Below are 16,033 nucleotides of genomic sequence, written 5' to 3'. Positions count from 1 at the left end.
CGCAGCCTGCTTGTTTCAATCTAGGCCGTTTGCGGCTTAGTTCGAGGCAACCTGATACGAGGCTGGCTGACCCGCGTACTCTTCCAGAGCACCCTGCAGCCATTCCTCATAGGCCTCTTCGCTAACCACTTTGACGGTGATCGGCATATAGGCGTGGTCCTTGCCGCACAGTTCCGAACACTGGCCGAAATAGACGCCTTCTTTATCGGCCTGGAACCAAAGCTCGGCCAGACGACCGGGAACACCGTCCTGCTTTACCCCGAAGGACGGGATGGTCCATGAATGGATCACGTCTGACGCGGTCACCTGCATCACAACGATCTTGCCAACCGGAACAACGACGGCAGTGTCCGTGGCCAGCAGCCACTCGTCTTCACCATAGCCGGAATCTGCAAGCTTGGCCCGCATCGCATCATCCAGAACGAACGGCGTGACATCTGCGTCAGCCGGGCGCGCACCCTCGTCCAAGGTGGCCGGGTGGCCCAGCAGATAGCTGTCGAAGGCAAAGTCATGGTCAACGTATTCGTAGGTCCAGTACCACTGGTTGCCAACGACCTTGATAACCACGTCACCTTCGGGAATTTCCTGCTGCTTGAACAGAACCGGAAGTGAGAAGGCGCCGATGAAGACCAGAATCAGGATCGGGCCCAAGGTCCAAGCGATCTCAACTGGGGTGTAGTGAGAGAATCGCGCCGGCGTCGGGTTTACGCGGCTATTGTAGCGCACGATGCAGTAGACCAGCAGTCCGGCAACCAACAGGCAGATGGCGGTGATGATCACCAAAATCATTCCGTCCAGCCGGTGAATCCCCTCGGCCAGGCTGGTGGCTGCGGGTTGGAAACCCAAACCGCCATCAACCGGCTTGCCAATAATTTCAAGCTCCTGAGCCATGGCAGGCAGGCTGGAGAGGGCTGTCATGAGCCCCGAAAGCATCAAAGCATTCTTCATTTTCTGTCCTGATCGTTTGATCTTTGCGTCCCTGGCGAAAAGGTGTGAATTGGTCGCACCTCTCCCGTTGTCTTTGGCAGCGTTAAAAACCATATTCCGGGTGGTAGATAAAGCAAAATGCTTGCGTCAAACAGACGCTATTTTTGATCTGGATCAAACTCGAAAGGTCCCACCCATGACGAATGACCCGTTTCGCCCCTTTGAAAGCGCCCTTCCCCACGACGAAGCGCTTGCCGTTTTGCAATCTGCCACCGCCGGGGCCGAGGACGGAGAGTTGTTTGTGGAACGCCGAAAATCAGAAGCTCTGGTCTTTGACGACGGGCGTTTGCGCACTGCGTCTTACGATGCCTCCGAAGGGTTCGGCCTGCGCGCGGTTCAGGGCGAGGTGGCGGGTTATGCACATTCCACCGACGTCTCGATCCTGGCGCTGAAACGTGCTGCAGAGACAACGCGCCTGGCCGTCGGCGATGGTGGCGGCACCTTGGCCAGAGCGCCACGCGCCACCAACACACGCCTTTATACGGACGAGGACCCGATCGAATCCGCCAGTTTCCCGGTCAAGATCGAGACCCTGCGCGAGATTGATGCCTTCGCCCGCGATCTTGATTCCCGTGTCGTTCAGGTCAGCGCAACGATTGCGGCTGCCGTGCAAGAGGTCGAAATTCTGCGCCCAGACGGCGTGATCGTCCGTGATGTACGCCCGATGACTCGCCTGAACATATCGGTGATCGTCGAGCAGAATGGCCGGCGCGAAAGCGGCTCGGCAGGCGGGGGCGGTCGTGTGGGTCTGGACAGGCTGATCGACCCTTCCGACTGGCAGGACAAGGCACAAGAGGCACTGCGGATCGCACTGGTCAATCTGGACGCCATCCCAGCGCCCGCGGGTGTGATGGAGGTCGCGCTTGGCCCCGGCTGGCCCGGTATTCTGCTGCACGAAGCCATCGGACACGGGTTAGAGGGGGATTTCAACCGCAAGGGCAGCTCGGCCTTTGCAGGGTTGATGGGTCAGCAGATCGCCTCCAAAGGCGTGACCGTGGTGGATGACGGCACTATCCCGGACCGTCGCGGCTCGATCTCGGTCGATGACGAGGGTACGCCAAGCTCGCGCACCGTTCTGATCGAGGACGGTATCCTGACTGGTTACATGCAGGACCGCCAGAATGCGCGCTTGATGGGGGTTGCGCCCACCGGAAATGGCCGCCGACAAAGCTATGCCCATAAACCGATGCCGCGTATGACCAACACCGTCATGCTGGGCGGCGACGCGGACCCCGCATCGCTGGTGGCCGATATCAAGGACGGTATCTGGGCTGTTGGCTTTGGTGGCGGGCAGGTGGATATCACCAACGGCAAATTCGTCTTTTCCTGCACCGAGGCCTACCGGGTCGAAAATGGTAAGATCGGTGCGCCGGTCAAAGGCGCGACCTTGATTGGGGACGGCCCGTCTGCCCTGAAGCGTATCCGCGGGCTGGGCAACGACATGGCGCTAGATCCTGGCATGGGCACATGTGGCAAGGACGGCCAATGGGTGCCAGTCGGCGTCGGGCAGCCGACTGTTCTGATGGACGGCCTGACTGTCGGCGGATCGGCGGCATAAACTAGAATCGCGGCGAATTTTGTGGGGCGCAGGGTTAATACTGCGCCTCGATTCCTGCTTGCGCTGTCCAGCGGCGCTCAGGCCACGCTTGCGACGCGTTTATATTTTCCATTGATTTTCAGATTGTTACGCGAAAACACTAGTTCAACCTACAAAAATACCAGAAAAATTTGAACGGATTCAGAAGCTGTTAACCACTCCAGCCGTAAACCAGTTCTGCAATCAGGCGGAGCAACGGATGACCGAGGAGCAGCTTTCTTCCAATCACCCCACACTCCCACCCACCACGGAAGAGGATCGGTTTTCCTGGCTTCGTCTGTTGCGCTCGCGCAAGGTTGGTCCAGCGACGTTTCGTCGACTGCTGCGGGAACATGGCTCGGCGCAGAATGCGCTGGCCGCGCTGCCTGAAATGGCGCGCGCTGCCGGAATAAAAGGGTATGAAATCTGCCCGCCCGGCGTGATTGAGGCGGAACTCAAGGCCGCAAAAGCCGCCAACGCGCGGCTTTTGTGCCTTGGGGCCGCTGACTTCCCGACCGCTTTGAATGACCTGAATGATGCACCGCCGATGTTGTGGGCAGTCGGTGATGTATCACTGCTGCAAAACCCATCGGTTGCAATGGTCGGCGCACGTAATTGTTCATCGTTGGGTGCGCGCATGGCGCGCGGGCTGGCTACCGATCTGGGCAAGCATGGATATGTGATTGTCTCCGGTCTTGCCCGCGGGATCGACACGGCGGCCCATATCGCGGCGCTGGACGCTGGCACTGTGGCTGTCATGGCCGGAGGGGTCGACGTGATCTATCCGTCAGAAAACACCGATCTGGCCCATAAAATCGCCGAAAACGGATTGCGGGTGTCGGAACAACCCATGGGCGTGACGCCTCAGGCCCGTCATTTCCCGCGCCGCAACCGGATCATCTCGGGCCTTTCACAGGCGGTTGTGGTGGTCGAGGCCGCGGCCAAGTCCGGCAGTCTGATCACTGCGCGCGACGCATTGGATCAGGGGCGCGAAGTTCTGGCCGTGCCCGGCCACCCCTTTGACGCCCGTGCCGCGGGGTGCAACCTGCTGATCCGCGACGGCGCGACTCTGGTACGCTCGGCGGAAGACGTTATCGAAGCGCTGCCCAAACGTGAAATACCTTCACCCGTTCAAGCCGAACAGCACCCCCGAACAGACAATTCTGAAGCTAACGTAGAATCGCTGCACGTGGCGATCCTGACGCGCCTCGGGCCGTCCCCGATTGCCGAAGATCAACTGATCCGCGATATTGCGGCCACTGCCGGGGAAATCGGCCCGGTGCTGGTAGATCTGGAATTAGACGGGCGCATCCAAAGACAACCCGGCGGACTTCTATCGTTATCGGCCTGATCGAACGAATGCGCCATTGTTCTACCCGTATCACTTTGAAATCACCGCCAAATCGCTTTGGCAAAAGGAACGCATTGACAATTCGCTCTTGCCCTCCACATTTTGCACCATCATAGAAGGCGCCAAATTCGTCGAGCGAGGTTTTCCCTTAAATGCCTGTAGTTGTTGTAGAATCCCCTGCCAAGGCCAAAACGATCAACAAATATCTTGGCGATGACTACACGGTTCTGGCGTCTTATGGTCACGTGCGTGACCTGCCGCCCAAGGACGGATCGGTCGATCCTGACCACGAATTCGACATGAAATGGGAGGTTGGCAATGACAGCCGCAAGCATGTCAAAGCGATCGCCGACGCGCTGAAAGAGGACAACGCCCTGATCCTCGCCACTGACCCTGATCGTGAGGGCGAGGCGATCAGTTGGCACCTGCAAGAGGCGCTGACCAAGCGCCGCTCGATCAAAAAGGACACGCCGGTCAGCCGCGTGACCTTCAACGCGATCACCAAGGACGCCGTGACCGAAGCGATGCAGAACCCCCGTCAGGTCGATATGCCTTTGGTCGAGGCTTATCTGGCCCGTCGCGCACTGGATTACTTGGTGGGCTTCAACCTGTCCCCCGTCCTGTGGCGTAAGCTGCCCGGTGCGAAATCGGCGGGGCGTGTGCAATCCGTCTGTTTGCGTCTGATCGTCGAGCGCGAGATGGAGATCGAGGCGTTCAAACCGGTTGAATACTGGTCGGTCAAAGCGCTGTTCGAAACGCCGCGTGGTCAGACCTATGAGGCGCGTCTGGTCACTCTGGCCGGGAATAAACTGGATAAGCACGACCTGAAGAACGCCACGCAGGCCGAACTGGCCGTTCAGGCAATCACCAGCCGCGCTCTTACCGTGACCTCGGTCGAGGCGAAGCCTGCGGCGCGCAACCCCAGCGCTCCATTCATGACCTCGACCCTGCAGCAGGAAGCCAGTCGCAAATTCGGCATGGGCGCGCGCCACGCAATGCAGGTGGCACAGCGGCTGTATGAAGCCGGCTACATTACCTATATGCGGACCGATGGCATCGACATGGCCCCCGAGGCTGTGGCCGCCACCCGCGATACCATCACCGACCGCTATGGCGCGGAATATGTGCCTGACAGCCCCCGCATTTACAAGAATAAGGCCAAGAACGCGCAGGAAGCGCACGAATGTATCCGCCCTACCGACATGTCGCGCGACGCCAACGATTTGAAGGTGACGGATGAGGATCAGCGAAAGCTGTATGATCTGATCTGGAAGCGCACCATCGCCTGCCAGATGGCCGCTGCCCGGCTGGAGCGGACCACCGTTGAGATCGGCAGCGATGATGGTCAGGTCGGCCTGCGCGCTACCGGTCAGGTTGTCATGTTCGACGGATTCATGCGCGTCTATGAGGAAGGCCGCGACGATGTGGCCGATGACGACGACAAGCGCTTGCCCCAGATCACGCAGGGCGATCCGGCGCGGTTTGCAAAGGCCTCGCTCAAGGATCAGTTCGCCAAGGCCGAGGACAAGGCCGCGGTTCTGTCTGAAAACGAGGCGGTTCTGGCCCTGCAACACCACACGCAGCCCCCCCCACGCTATACCGAGGCCACCCTGGTCAAACGAATGGAGGAACTGGGGATCGGGCGCCCCTCCACCTATGCCAGCATCGTGACCACGATTCAGGACCGTGAATATGTGCGCAAGGACAAGAACCGGCTGATCCCCGAAGAAAAGGGCCGGATCGTTACGATCTTTTTGCTTAATTTCTTCCGACAGTATGTGGGATACGAATTCACCGCCAATCTGGAAGGTGAGCTGGACGATGTCAGCGCGGGCGAGCGTGACTACAAAGACCTGCTGGGTAAGTTCTGGCGCGATTTCTCAGCCGCGATTGGTGAGACATCGGAACTGCGCATTTCCGAAGTGCTGGACAAGCTGGACGAGGCGCTGGCCCCGCAGCTTTATCCACCTCGTGAAGACGGCTCTGATCCCCGTGTCTGCCCGAAATGCGGTGTAGGTCAGCTGCACCTGAAAACCTCGCGCACAGGCGGGTTTGTGGGCTGCGGCAACTATCCGGAATGCACCTATACCCGCCCCATCGCGGGCGAAGGGGCCGAGGGCGATGAGCGCCTGCTGGGTGAAGATGCAGGCGATGAGATCTGGCTGAAATCCGGTCGGTTTGGTCCTTATGTACAGCGCGGCGAACCCACGCCCGAGAACAAAAAGCCCCCCCGTGCGTCCCTCCCCCGTGGGTGGAGCAAGGATGACATGGATCTGGACAAGGCGCTGACACTGTTGTCTTTGCCTCGCCAGATCGGCGAACACCCCGATGGCGGCATGATCAGCACGAATTTCGGACGTTTCGGGCCATATATCATGCACCAACTGCCGGACGAGGCGAAGCCGGTTTATGCCAATCTCAAGGACCCGAACGATGTGTTCGAGATCGGGATGAACCGCGCAGTCGAATTGCTGGCCGAGAAACGCGCAAACCCGGGGCGCGGACGGCGTGCGGCGGCAAAACCGCTCAAGGAACTGGGCGATCACCCCGATGGCGGGGCAATGCAAGTGCTGGACGGGCGCTATGGGCCATATGTGAAATGGGAAAAGGTTAATGCAACCATTCCCAAGGACATCAAGCCCGAGGACGTGACGCAGGAAATGGCCATCGAACTGGTCAACGAGCGCGCCGCCAAGAAAGGCACTAAAAAGAAAGCTGCGCCGAAGAAGAAGGCAACGGCCAAGAAGACGACCAAAAAGGCGGCCTCATAGGTAGAAATACCACCACCCCCTTGGATTCGTTGACTTCCCCGTGACGTGGCGGCACAACCTGCCCATCACCATGTCATTGGGGGAGTTTCTTCATGAAAAAAGTCTATGCCAATGCCACCGATGCGCTTGATGGCGTGTTGTCGGATGGCATGCTGATTGCGGCGGGCGGGTTTGGCCTGTGCGGCATTCCCGAGCTTCTGCTGGAAGCAATTAAAGAGTCCGGCGCTCAGGACCTGACATTTGCGTCAAACAACGCGGGTGTTGATGATTTCGGCATCGGTATCCTGCTGCAAACCAAGCAGGTCAAGAAAATGATCAGCTCTTACGTTGGCGAAAACGCCGAGTTCATGCGTCAGTACCTGGCCGGAGAGCTTGAGCTAGAGTTCAACCCGCAGGGCACTCTGGCTGAGCGTATGCGCGCTGGTGGCGCTGGTATCCCCGGTTTCTACACCAAAACCGGCGTGGGCACCGTGATCGCCGAAGGGAAAGAGCACAAAGACTTCAACGGCGAGACTTACATCATGGAGGAAGGCATCTTTGCCGACCTCGCGATCGTCAAGGCGTGGAAGGCCGACGACACTGGCAACCTGATCTTCCGCAAGACTGCGCGTAACTTTAACGTCCCCGCCGCGACTTGCGGCAAGATCTGCGTGGCCGAAGTTGAAGAGATTGTCCCACGTGGTTCCTTGGACCCCGACGCCATCCACCTGCCCGGCATTTATGTGCACCGCATCATTCAGGGTAGCCACGAAAAGCGCATAGAACAGCGCACCACCCGCAAGAAGGAGGACGCATAATGCCTTGGGACCGAAATCAGATGGCCGCCCGCGCAGCGCAAGAGCTGGAAGACGGCATGTATGTAAACCTCGGGATCGGAATTCCGACGCTGGTGGCGAACTATGTCGGCGACAAGGACATCACTCTGCAATCGGAAAATGGCATGCTGGGCATGGGCCCCTTCCCGTTCGAGGGCGAAGAAGACCCCGACCTGATCAACGCAGGCAAGCAGACGATCACCGAACTGTCCCGCACATCTTATTTCGACAGCGCCACATCCTTTGGCATGATCCGGGGTGGCAAAATCGCCGCTGCCGTGCTGGGCGCGATGGAGGTTGACGAAGAGGGCGATCTGGCCAACTGGATGATCCCCGGCGTACTGGTCAAAGGCATGGGCGGCGCGATGGACCTTGTGGCCGGCGTTGGCCGGGTGATCGTGGTGATGGATCACACCAACAAGCACGGCAAGTCCAAGCTGCTGAAGAAATGCACCCTGCCCCTGACCGGCAAAAAGGTGGTGAACCGAATTATCACCAATCTGGGCGTTCTGGATATCGTGGACGGTGGGCTAAAGATCGTCGAGACCGCCGAGGGCGTTACCGAAGACGAAATTCGAAGCGCCACCGAAGCAACCATCGTCAACTGACAAGCATCACGGAAAAGGCCCACCAGAACGGCGGGCCTTTTTTAGTTCTGCGTCTGGAACACGCACCCGTCCGAGATCAGCTCAGGCGGCGTGGAACACAAAGCCCGTGCTATCTGAAACGCGGCCAGCACTTTGGGAACGTAATTGCGCGTCTCGGAATAAGGTGGGACCCCACCGTGTTTGCGTACCGCGCCTTCACCGGCGTTGTATCCGGCAAGAACGAGGATGGGATCGTTCCCGAACTCTTCCATCAACCAGTTCAGGTATTTCACACCGCCAGAGATATTCTGGCCCGGGTGGAAGCTGTCTTTCACGCCAAACCGTCTGGCCGTCGCAGGCATCAATTGCATCAGGCCCTGCGCCCCGGCGGAACTGACCGCATCCGAACGGCCCGCGGATTCCACGGAAATCACAGCCAGCACCAAGGCGGGTGAGACATTCGTGCCGACGGTGGAGCGAAGAATCTCAATCCCCTGCTGCTGCGCAATGTTCTGAAGCGTCTGCAATCGGGGCGAGGCGACATTGATCGCAGCCAGCGCGTTTATCGCCTCATCCAGGCGTCCCGCGCCAGATCGCGCCAAGTCGGGCGAAATCTTTTCCCAGAACTCCTTGTAGGAACCGGTGGGCTTTTCGGCCCCTCCCGGCAGGCTAGGGGGCGCAACACGAGTCCGCGCAATAATCTCGGGAACAGCGATCTCGGTTCCAGTACTTGGAGCGAAAGGCGCTGTGGCATGTTCCTCGGGCGAGATTTGAACCGTGATCTTAGGGCGCGTACCCGGCTTTGGCGCTTTGACTCGTTTATATACGCCTCTTGGTTCTACGGATTGCGCAACAACAGGTGCAGGGCTGAAAAACAACGCAGCCACAACACCGACGCAGAATATTGCGTCCCTGAGATTCATTTTGCCCGCCTCATGCATTTATCTTTTGATTGATTTGAACCCCAGAACCGGCCCCAAAACCAGAAAAACCACCGGAATTGGGGCATTTTCGCCTCATTTGGCGCAATTTTGCATCGGGCGAATGGGTCGCCTCAACTAATTTCGCATTTTTTATCTTTATATTTCAGTTGCTTGACAAAAAAATTACCGGAAAGTTAACATTCGGCGAAAAAAAAATGGTTTTGGCCCAATTCCTGCCACGCACGCCAGTCAAACATAATGCCATACCGAGACGGTCAAGAGCGGACTGAGAGACGAAGCTCTGTAAGACGCCGAGGTTTGACAGACTATTTTGATCCTTTAGGAGGGACGTAACATGATCAAGTTCATCAAGAACTTCCGCAAAGACGAAGACGGCGCCGTAACAGTTGACTGGGTCGTTCTGACCGCAGCTATCGTTGGCCTGGCAGCCGTTGCTTACACCCAGGTTGGCGCAGGTACTTCGGACCTGGCCGGCGAAATCGACACGGCTCTGTCGGGTGTATCCGTAAGCGTTCCGGCAATTGGCGGCGCAGCAAGCAACTAATAGCCCGAACAGCATTTTAAGAGGGGTCGCGTTCGTCAGATTGCGACCCTTTTTTTATCTCAAAAAGCTGGATTGAAAAATGAACAGAATCGCAAAATATCTATTTGGTGAAGATGGGGCCATCACCGCCGACTGGGTTCTTTTGACGGCGGGTCTGGTCGGCTTTGGCGCAATTATCTTCGTAAACCTTTCTCCATCCATTCAACACGTGGACAATCAAACCGGCAATGCGCTCAGAGGTGCCGAGGTGCGAGACCCCAGTTTTCAGATACCCGTATCCGAGTAACGCTTGATTGGATCGACCGAAAATCCACGGACGCAAAAAAAATCAAGGATTGTCCCCCTTTTCGACACAATTCACGATTAGCGAGGGATGAGCTGACGCGCATTCGTTGCGACGTCATGAGTAAACAGAATAAGCGAGGGGACGCGAATGCGTGTAGTATTTGGACTAGTCCTGATTATCGGGGTGGCTCTGGCCGGTGGCGCAGTCTATTTGGCACAAGACTACATCTCCAAAACTCAGGCTGAACTTGAAAAAGAGAAGCGCGCCGCGCAGGACGCGCTTGCGAATGTAAAGACAATCACAACAATTGACGTCTTGGTCTCGAACCGCGCGCTGAAATACGGCGAGCGCCTGACCGAGGAAGACATTCGCGTTGTGCAGTGGCCCGAAGATGCGATTCCCGAAGGCACCTTTTTGGGATTGGCGGAATTGTTTCCCGAAGACAAAAAAGGCGACCGCTTTGTCCTGAGAGCAATGGAAAAGGACGAAGCCCTGATGGAAGTCAAGGTGACCAAGCCCGGAGAATCGGCTGGCCTGACTTCGCGTATTGAAAAAGGGAAACGCGCTTTTGCAATCAGTGTTGATGTTGCATCGGGTGTATCGGGTTTCCTGCGTCCGGGTGACAATGTCGACGTTTACTGGACGGGATCGGTGAGTGGTGCAATCGCTGGCAACAGCGGTGAAATCACGCGGCTGATTCAAACCAACATTGAACTTATCGCGGTTGACCAAAAGGCGGGCTCCGACCTAACAGGTGCAACCATCGCGCGCACCGTCACGGTCGCGGCGACGCCTGAACAAATTGCTGCCCTGGCACAGGCGCAGAACACAGGTCGACTGTCTCTGGCACTGGTAGGAGTTCAGGACGAAACCGTCGCAAGCGCGGTTGAAGTGGACCAGAGAAAGCTGTTGGGAATCAAAGAAGCCGCCCCTGCTCCGGTGCAAGTCCAGGAAGAAGTTTGCACGGTAAATACCCGGCGCGGAGGAGAGATCGTGAAAACAGTGATTCCCTGCACAAACTGACGCCAAATCAGCGATTTAGACGTACAAGCCGCGCATCTTGCGCGGCTTGTGTTATTTTGGATGTTGCGCATTATCCACATAAGGAAAATTCCAGAAACCATTGATTATTGCAATAAATTCACAAGTCGCGCAGTGTTAACTGGCATAAGGCACTAGACCTACAACGAGGCGTGATCGGAGAGGCAGGTCACATGAAAATACAATCTTGGATTAGCGCGACCCTTTTGGGGTTGGCGCTTGTAATGAGTTCCGTCGGCGATGCCGCCTGGGCTCAAAGTTTGCGCGTGGTTAAGAAGGGTACGGCGGAAACGCTCGATGTCCCGATGAACCGCGCCATTGTCGTAGAGAGTGAGGAACCGTTTGCCGAACTCAGCATCGCCAACGCCGGCATTGCTGATATTTCGTCGCTTTCGGACCGCACGATTTATGTTTTGGGTAAAGCCCCCGGCTTGACCACCCTGACGCTGTTTGACGGGGCGGGCAACTTGCTTGCCAACGTTCGCGTCCGCGTATCTCCGGACGTTTCGGAGTTTAAAGAGCGTCTGCGGCAGATCCTGCCAAGCGAACCGATCGAGGTCCGCACGGCAAATGACGGGATCGTGCTGTCCGGCACTGTTTCCAGCTCGGCCAAACTGGCCCGGGCACTGGAACTGGCAGAGCGCTACGCGCCCGAGCGTGTTTCGAACCTGATGTCGGTTGGCGGCGTTCAGCAGGTCATGCTGAAGGTACGCTTCGCCGAAATGAGCCGTTCAGTCGCAAAAAGCCTTACAGCATCGCTGGGCTTTGGCGGTAGCGACGTAACGGGTGGTTTCAACACCTTGAACAACGCTTTGTCGCTACAAAACGCGATCAACAACAACATTCCGGTGTCTCAGACCAACACAGGCGCGATCCTGTTCGGTTTTGGTGCCGGTTCGACGCAAGTTCGCCTGTTGTTGGAAGCACTTGAGGCAAAGGGCCTGGCGCGCAGCTTGGCGGAACCCAACCTGTCTGCCCTGTCCGGGCAGGAAGCTGAGTTCCTCGCGGGTGGCGAAGTACCAATTCCGGTCCCTGCCGATGACGGCAACATCGCGATCGAGTATCGGGCCTTCGGTGTTCAGATTATCTTTACTCCGCGCGTTGTGGACGGTGATCTGATCAACCTTGAGATGGGCACATCTGTTTCAAGTATCGACAATAACTCGGACTTTACGATTGCAGGTAACAATGTTCCTTCGTTCGTTGCACGTCGGACCAAAACAACGGTCGAACTGCGCGACGGTGAAAGCTTTGCAATCGCGGGCCTGATCCAAGACGACTTTGCGGACCTGAACAACCAGGTGCCGTGGCTGGGCGACGTCCCCGTTCTTGGTGCCCTGTTCCGCAGCGCCGAATATCAGCGTCAGCAAACCGAACTCGTCGTCATCGTAACCGCACACCTGGTGTCGCCGACTCGCGGTGAAGCTCTTGCTCTGCCGACGGATCGGGTCAAACCGCCAAGCGAGTTCGATCTGTTCATCAACGGCCGGACCGCAAGAACCGAACGTCTGGGTTCCGGTGGTGCGTCTGAAGTCGCCAAGCAAGACTTCGGTAGCTCATACGGCTACGTGCTGGAATGATAAGGAGGATAGGACCAATGCAGAAGTGGATCATCACACTGGGTCTTTCGGTCGCTGTCGCCGCATGTACGCGTGAGGCCGGATATGAAGTTGACCAAGGTGCGTTCGGAAATGCGACTCTGAACAATTCGCAAGTCATGACTGGCGAATTGACATATGCCCAAATCCTGGGCCGTAGGTTCGCAGCCGAAGTTCCAACGCAGATCAACTTTGCCTTTGACAGCGCGCAGTTGGATGCCAGCGCACAGCGCATCCTGCTGCGGCAGGCAGACTGGATCAAACAGTTCCCCGAAGCGCGCTTCCGCGTTTACGGTCATACGGATGCTGTTGGATCCCAGTCCTACAACCAAAGCCTCGGCCAGCGTCGTGCAGACGCAGCGGTTGCCTTCCTGACACGTCAGGGCATCTCGCGGTCGCGACTGGAAGCCGTTGTTTCCTTTGGCAAAACTCGACCCTTGATCGACACGCCGAACAGAGACCGCCGCAACCGGCGTACGGTTACAGAGGTTTCAGGCTTTGTTGATCGCGCACCTCAGCTGTTGGATGGCAAGTACGCAGAAGTCATCTATCGCGAGTATGTCGAGAGCGCGACCAACCTGAGCTACATCACTGATGTAGACGCGACAGACATCTCTGAATAATCTTTTGAATTGGGCGACATCGTCGCCCAATTCCCAACAATTGGTTCTTTTGCGCCTAATTCTTGCCTAAGTTCCAAGCCACATTTTCAACAATTGGGTGAACTGCGACCGGATAAGGCCGCAACAGGGCAACAGAAGCCTGACCGGACCATTTGGTTCGCGAAGGTTGCTGCCCTCTCGACGAGGACTGTGTTAATGACCAGCGCAACGACGCAAGATGATAAAACCGCTATTCTGGCCTGCACAATAAGCCGGGACGTCCAGAATTTTGATCTTCTGATCGAAGACATGGAAGCCGCTTTGGGTGAGCGTTGGGGCGACTTGGGGTTTGCCGAGGCTTTGGCCTTTTTTGGACAGCCTGAAGCCGATCACCTTGAGTTCGTTGCCCTAGCTATTGACGGCGAAGACGAAGACAACCTTACCCTGATGGGTGAGATCATCACGCAGGCCAAGGAAAAGAAGATCAAAGTTGTCCTGATTGCCGAGGACGTGACGCCAGCTTCATTGCACCAGTTGCTGCGCAAGGGCGCGGATGAATTTGTCCCCTACCCTTTGCCAGAAGGCGAGTTGCAGGAAGCAATCGAGCGTATGAACAAGCCCGACCCGGTCGTTTTGGCGCAGGAAGCGGCCGTTTCGCTAGCGCAGGGCGAATCAAAAGAAGGCGCTTTGTTTGTGACCCACGGTCTGGCCGGTGGCGTCGGATCGACGACTCTGGCGGTAAACCTGGCTTGGGAGCTGGCTTCGATTTCGGAAAAAGAGGCCCCGTCTGTCTGCCTGATCGACCTGGACCTGCAATACGGCACTGTTTCGACCTATCTGGATCTGCCGCGCCGGGAAACTGTTTTTGAGATGCTCTCGGACACGGCGTCAATGGACGATGACGTGTTCTCGCAAGCCCTTCAAACTTATGAAGAAAAAATGCAGGTCCTGACGGCACCGTCTGATATGGTCCCGCTGGATCTGATCACATCAGAGGATATTCAGCGCGTCATTGATACGGCACGCCGGCACTTTGACTATGTGGTTGTGGACATGCCCACAACACTGGTTCAGTGGTCCGAAACCGTTCTGCAAGCTGCACATGTGTATTTCGCATTAATTGAACTGGATATGCGGTCCGCGCAGAACGCTTTGCGCCTGAAACGGGCACTTCAAGCCGAAGAGCTTCCATTCAACAAGCTGCGTTTTGCGATGAACCGTGCGCCTAAATTCACGGATCTGAACGGAAAAAGCAGGATCAAACGCATGGGCGAGAGCCTTGGCATTTCGATCGACCTGCAATTGCCCGATGGCGGAAAGCCGGTGATGCAAAGTGGCGACCATGGTCTGCCGCTGGCCAGTTCTGCCGCCAAGAACCCGCTACGTCGTGAAATTGCGAAGCTTGCGAAATCTCTTCACAGCCTGGGCAGCAGCAGCGCCGAGGCCGCATAACACAATCCCAAAGGGAGAGCCGCCGTGTTTTCAAGATACAAGAAACAGCCCGAAGCGCAGCCGGTTCAACCGGCGGAACAAGCGCAAGCCGCAGCGCCCAAACCCGCTGCTGAACAGGTCCCTTCCGCGAATGCCGTCGCGCGTCGCCCTGTGAAAAAGAAGGCAGCAGAGCCTGCAGCCTCTGATCGCGAGCGCAAACGCAAAGAGCGCCTTGGCGAGATCAAGATCGAGTTGCACCGCGAACTTCTTGAAAACCTCAACCTCGCGGCGCTTGAAAACGCAGGCGAATCCGAACTGCGCGCTGAAATTAGCGCAATTGCCAGCGAAGTTCTGGAACTCAAGAACATCGTTCTAAACCGCGAGGACAGATCGCAGCTTACCAAGGAACTGTACGACGAAGTTACAGGACTTGGTCCTTTGGAGGCGTTGCTGCAAGACGATACGGTCAACGATATCCTGGTAAACGGACCTCAGCAGATTTTTGTTGAGCGTGCGGGCAAGCTGGAAATCAGCGACATCACGTTCAAAGATGAAAAGCACCTGATGCGGATTATCGACAAGATCGTGTCCGCTGTGGGTCGTCGCGTAGATGAATCCAACCCATATGTTGACGCCCGTCTTGCCGATGGTTCGCGTTTCAACGCAATGGTTCCTCCGATTGCCGTTGATGGTTCTTTGGTTTCCATTCGTAAGTTCAAAAAGGACAAACTGGGGATTGACGATCTGGTCAATTTCGGAGCGTTCACCGAAGAAATGGCCGCCTATCTGCAGGCAGCGGTTTCAACCCGCCTGAATGTCATCGTTTCTGGCGGTACGGGTTCCGGTAAAACGACAACGCTGAACGCCCTGTCCAGCTTTATCGACGATGCCGAACGTATCCTGACCATCGAGGATACCGCGGAACTTCAGTTGCAACAGACCCACGTGGGCCGGATGGAAAGCCGCCCACCGAACGTGGAAGGCAAAGGCGAAGTCAGCCCGCGCGACTGTCTGAAAAACGCCCTGCGTATGCGCCCCGACCGCATCATCGTGGGCGAGACGCGTGGCGCCGAGGTCATCGACATGCTGCAGGCCATGAACACCGGTCACGACGGCTCGATGACTACGATCCACGCCAACTCGGCCCGCGACGGTATTTCACGTTTGGAAAACATGATCGCAATGGCCGGTATCGAAATGCCCATCAAGGCGGTCCGCAGCCAGATTTCATCTGCTGTGAACCTGATCGTACAGGCCAGCCGCCTACAGGACGGCTCGCGCCGGATGACCTCGATCACCGAGATCACCGGCATGGAGGGCGATGTGATCTCGATGCAGGAAATCTTTAAATTTCAACGCGTTGGATTGACCCCAGACAACAAGATCATTGGTCATTTCACAGCAACCGGCGTTCGCAGCCACTTTTCAGAACGCTTCCGTTTGTGGGGCTTTGACCTGCCCCCGTCCATTTACGAACCAACGACGATGTAAGGAGAGCCA

Annotated in this window: 14 protein-coding genes; 12 read left to right on the top strand and 2 right to left on the bottom strand. The window is 57.0% G+C overall.

Annotated elements, in window-relative coordinates:
• Positions 1 to 36: 36 nt before the first annotated feature.
• Complete coding sequence (gene coxB, locus ACT2B1_RS06330) at positions 37 to 948, bottom strand: cytochrome c oxidase subunit II (protein ID WP_171121865.1); 912 nt, start codon at positions 946 to 948, stop codon at positions 37 to 39.
• Between the two features lie 175 nt (positions 949 to 1,123).
• On the opposite strand from coxB, the gene tldD reads away from it, so the two are divergent.
• The 5 genes from tldD (at position 1,124) to ACT2B1_RS06305 (ending at position 8,108) form a co-directional block, all read left to right on the top strand.
• Positions 1,124 to 2,545, top strand: coding sequence for a metalloprotease TldD (gene tldD, locus ACT2B1_RS06325; protein ID WP_481668780.1), 1,422 nt, complete (start codon positions 1,124 to 1,126; stop codon positions 2,543 to 2,545).
• A 238-nt stretch (positions 2,546 to 2,783) separates the two neighbouring features.
• The gene (gene dprA / locus ACT2B1_RS06320; protein WP_481668779.1) at positions 2,784 to 3,914 is read left to right on the top strand and encodes a DNA-processing protein DprA; all 1,131 of its coding nucleotides are present in this window, start codon (positions 2,784 to 2,786) and stop codon (positions 3,912 to 3,914) included.
• 152 nt (positions 3,915 to 4,066) lie between these two features.
• Positions 4,067 to 6,685, top strand: coding sequence for a type I DNA topoisomerase (topA, locus tag ACT2B1_RS06315; RefSeq protein ID WP_171241098.1), 2,619 nt, complete (start codon positions 4,067 to 4,069; stop codon positions 6,683 to 6,685).
• 92 nt (positions 6,686 to 6,777) lie between these two features.
• Positions 6,778 to 7,482, top strand: coding sequence for a CoA transferase subunit A (locus ACT2B1_RS06310; protein ID WP_171121862.1), 705 nt, complete (start codon positions 6,778 to 6,780; stop codon positions 7,480 to 7,482).
• On the top strand, positions 7,482 to 8,108 hold the full coding sequence (locus ACT2B1_RS06305; protein WP_171241097.1) for a CoA transferase subunit B: 627 nt from the start codon (positions 7,482 to 7,484) through the stop codon (positions 8,106 to 8,108). The genes ACT2B1_RS06310 and ACT2B1_RS06305 overlap by 1 nt, the downstream gene beginning before the upstream one ends.
• A gap of 41 nt (positions 8,109 to 8,149) precedes the next feature.
• Here the strand turns inward: ACT2B1_RS06305 and ACT2B1_RS06300 are convergent, their stop codons facing one another.
• Positions 8,150 to 9,010 carry a lytic transglycosylase domain-containing protein gene (locus tag ACT2B1_RS06300; protein WP_171121860.1) on the bottom strand — a complete coding sequence of 287 codons (861 nt, stop codon included), beginning with the start codon at positions 9,008 to 9,010 and terminating at the stop codon, positions 8,150 to 8,152.
• Between the two features lie 355 nt (positions 9,011 to 9,365).
• Here ACT2B1_RS06300 and ACT2B1_RS06295 point away from each other — a divergent pair, with 355 nt between their 5' ends.
• The 7 genes from ACT2B1_RS06295 (at position 9,366) to ACT2B1_RS06265 (ending at position 16,024) form a co-directional block, all read left to right on the top strand.
• Positions 9,366 to 9,575 carry a Flp family type IVb pilin gene (locus ACT2B1_RS06295; RefSeq protein ID WP_171121859.1) on the top strand — a complete coding sequence of 70 codons (210 nt, stop codon included), beginning with the start codon at positions 9,366 to 9,368 and terminating at the stop codon, positions 9,573 to 9,575.
• Between the two features lie 79 nt (positions 9,576 to 9,654).
• Complete coding sequence (locus ACT2B1_RS06290) at positions 9,655 to 9,861, top strand: hypothetical protein (RefSeq protein WP_171121858.1); 207 nt, start codon at positions 9,655 to 9,657, stop codon at positions 9,859 to 9,861.
• A gap of 147 nt (positions 9,862 to 10,008) precedes the next feature.
• Positions 10,009 to 10,884 (top strand): Flp pilus assembly protein CpaB, encoded by an 876-nt coding sequence (gene cpaB, locus ACT2B1_RS06285; RefSeq protein WP_481668778.1) that lies wholly within the window; start codon positions 10,009 to 10,011, stop codon positions 10,882 to 10,884.
• A 191-nt stretch (positions 10,885 to 11,075) separates the two neighbouring features.
• Positions 11,076 to 12,482 (top strand): type II and III secretion system protein family protein, encoded by a 1,407-nt coding sequence (locus ACT2B1_RS06280; protein ID WP_171210950.1) that lies wholly within the window; start codon positions 11,076 to 11,078, stop codon positions 12,480 to 12,482.
• Positions 12,483 to 12,499: 17 nt separating this feature from the next.
• On the top strand, positions 12,500 to 13,123 hold the full coding sequence (locus ACT2B1_RS06275; protein WP_171121855.1) for an OmpA family protein: 624 nt from the start codon (positions 12,500 to 12,502) through the stop codon (positions 13,121 to 13,123).
• Positions 13,124 to 13,318: 195 nt separating this feature from the next.
• Positions 13,319 to 14,554 (top strand): CpaE/TadZ family protein, encoded by a 1,236-nt coding sequence (locus ACT2B1_RS06270; RefSeq protein ID WP_171121854.1) that lies wholly within the window; start codon positions 13,319 to 13,321, stop codon positions 14,552 to 14,554.
• A gap of 24 nt (positions 14,555 to 14,578) precedes the next feature.
• Positions 14,579 to 16,024 carry a TadA family conjugal transfer-associated ATPase gene (locus ACT2B1_RS06265; protein WP_171241095.1) on the top strand — a complete coding sequence of 482 codons (1,446 nt, stop codon included), beginning with the start codon at positions 14,579 to 14,581 and terminating at the stop codon, positions 16,022 to 16,024.
• The last annotated feature ends 9 nt before the right edge of the window (positions 16,025 to 16,033 follow it).

This window comes from Ruegeria sp. S263 (genome assembly GCF_056780525.1).
This window is presented reverse-complemented; position numbering and strand designations above follow the sequence as displayed.

What these genes read in the sequence shown, in the direction of transcription:
- ACT2B1_RS06280 (WP_171210950.1), top strand. Translation starts at nt 11,076, where the DNA reads ATGAAAATACAATCTTGGATTAGCGCGACCCTTTTGGGGTTGGCGCTT.
- ACT2B1_RS06305 (WP_171241097.1), top strand. Translation starts at nt 7,482, where the DNA reads ATGCCTTGGGACCGAAATCAGATGGCCGCCCGCGCAGCGCAAGAGCTG.
- ACT2B1_RS06275 (WP_171121855.1), top strand. Translation starts at nt 12,500, where the DNA reads ATGCAGAAGTGGATCATCACACTGGGTCTTTCGGTCGCTGTCGCCGCA.
- ACT2B1_RS06295 (WP_171121859.1), top strand. Translation starts at nt 9,366, where the DNA reads ATGATCAAGTTCATCAAGAACTTCCGCAAAGACGAAGACGGCGCCGTA.
- dprA (WP_481668779.1), top strand. Translation starts at nt 2,784, where the DNA reads ATGACCGAGGAGCAGCTTTCTTCCAATCACCCCACACTCCCACCCACC.
- ACT2B1_RS06270 (WP_171121854.1), top strand. Translation starts at nt 13,319, where the DNA reads ATGACCAGCGCAACGACGCAAGATGATAAAACCGCTATTCTGGCCTGC.
- ACT2B1_RS06310 (WP_171121862.1), top strand. Translation starts at nt 6,778, where the DNA reads ATGAAAAAAGTCTATGCCAATGCCACCGATGCGCTTGATGGCGTGTTG.
- tldD (WP_481668780.1), top strand. Translation starts at nt 1,124, where the DNA reads ATGACGAATGACCCGTTTCGCCCCTTTGAAAGCGCCCTTCCCCACGAC.
- ACT2B1_RS06300 (WP_171121860.1), bottom strand. Translation starts at nt 9,010, where the DNA reads ATGAATCTCAGGGACGCAATATTCTGCGTCGGTGTTGTGGCTGCGTTG.
- coxB (WP_171121865.1), bottom strand. Translation starts at nt 948, where the DNA reads ATGAAGAATGCTTTGATGCTTTCGGGGCTCATGACAGCCCTCTCCAGC.
- ACT2B1_RS06290 (WP_171121858.1), top strand. Translation starts at nt 9,655, where the DNA reads ATGAACAGAATCGCAAAATATCTATTTGGTGAAGATGGGGCCATCACC.
- topA (WP_171241098.1), top strand. Translation starts at nt 4,067, where the DNA reads ATGCCTGTAGTTGTTGTAGAATCCCCTGCCAAGGCCAAAACGATCAAC.
- cpaB (WP_481668778.1), top strand. Translation starts at nt 10,009, where the DNA reads ATGCGTGTAGTATTTGGACTAGTCCTGATTATCGGGGTGGCTCTGGCC.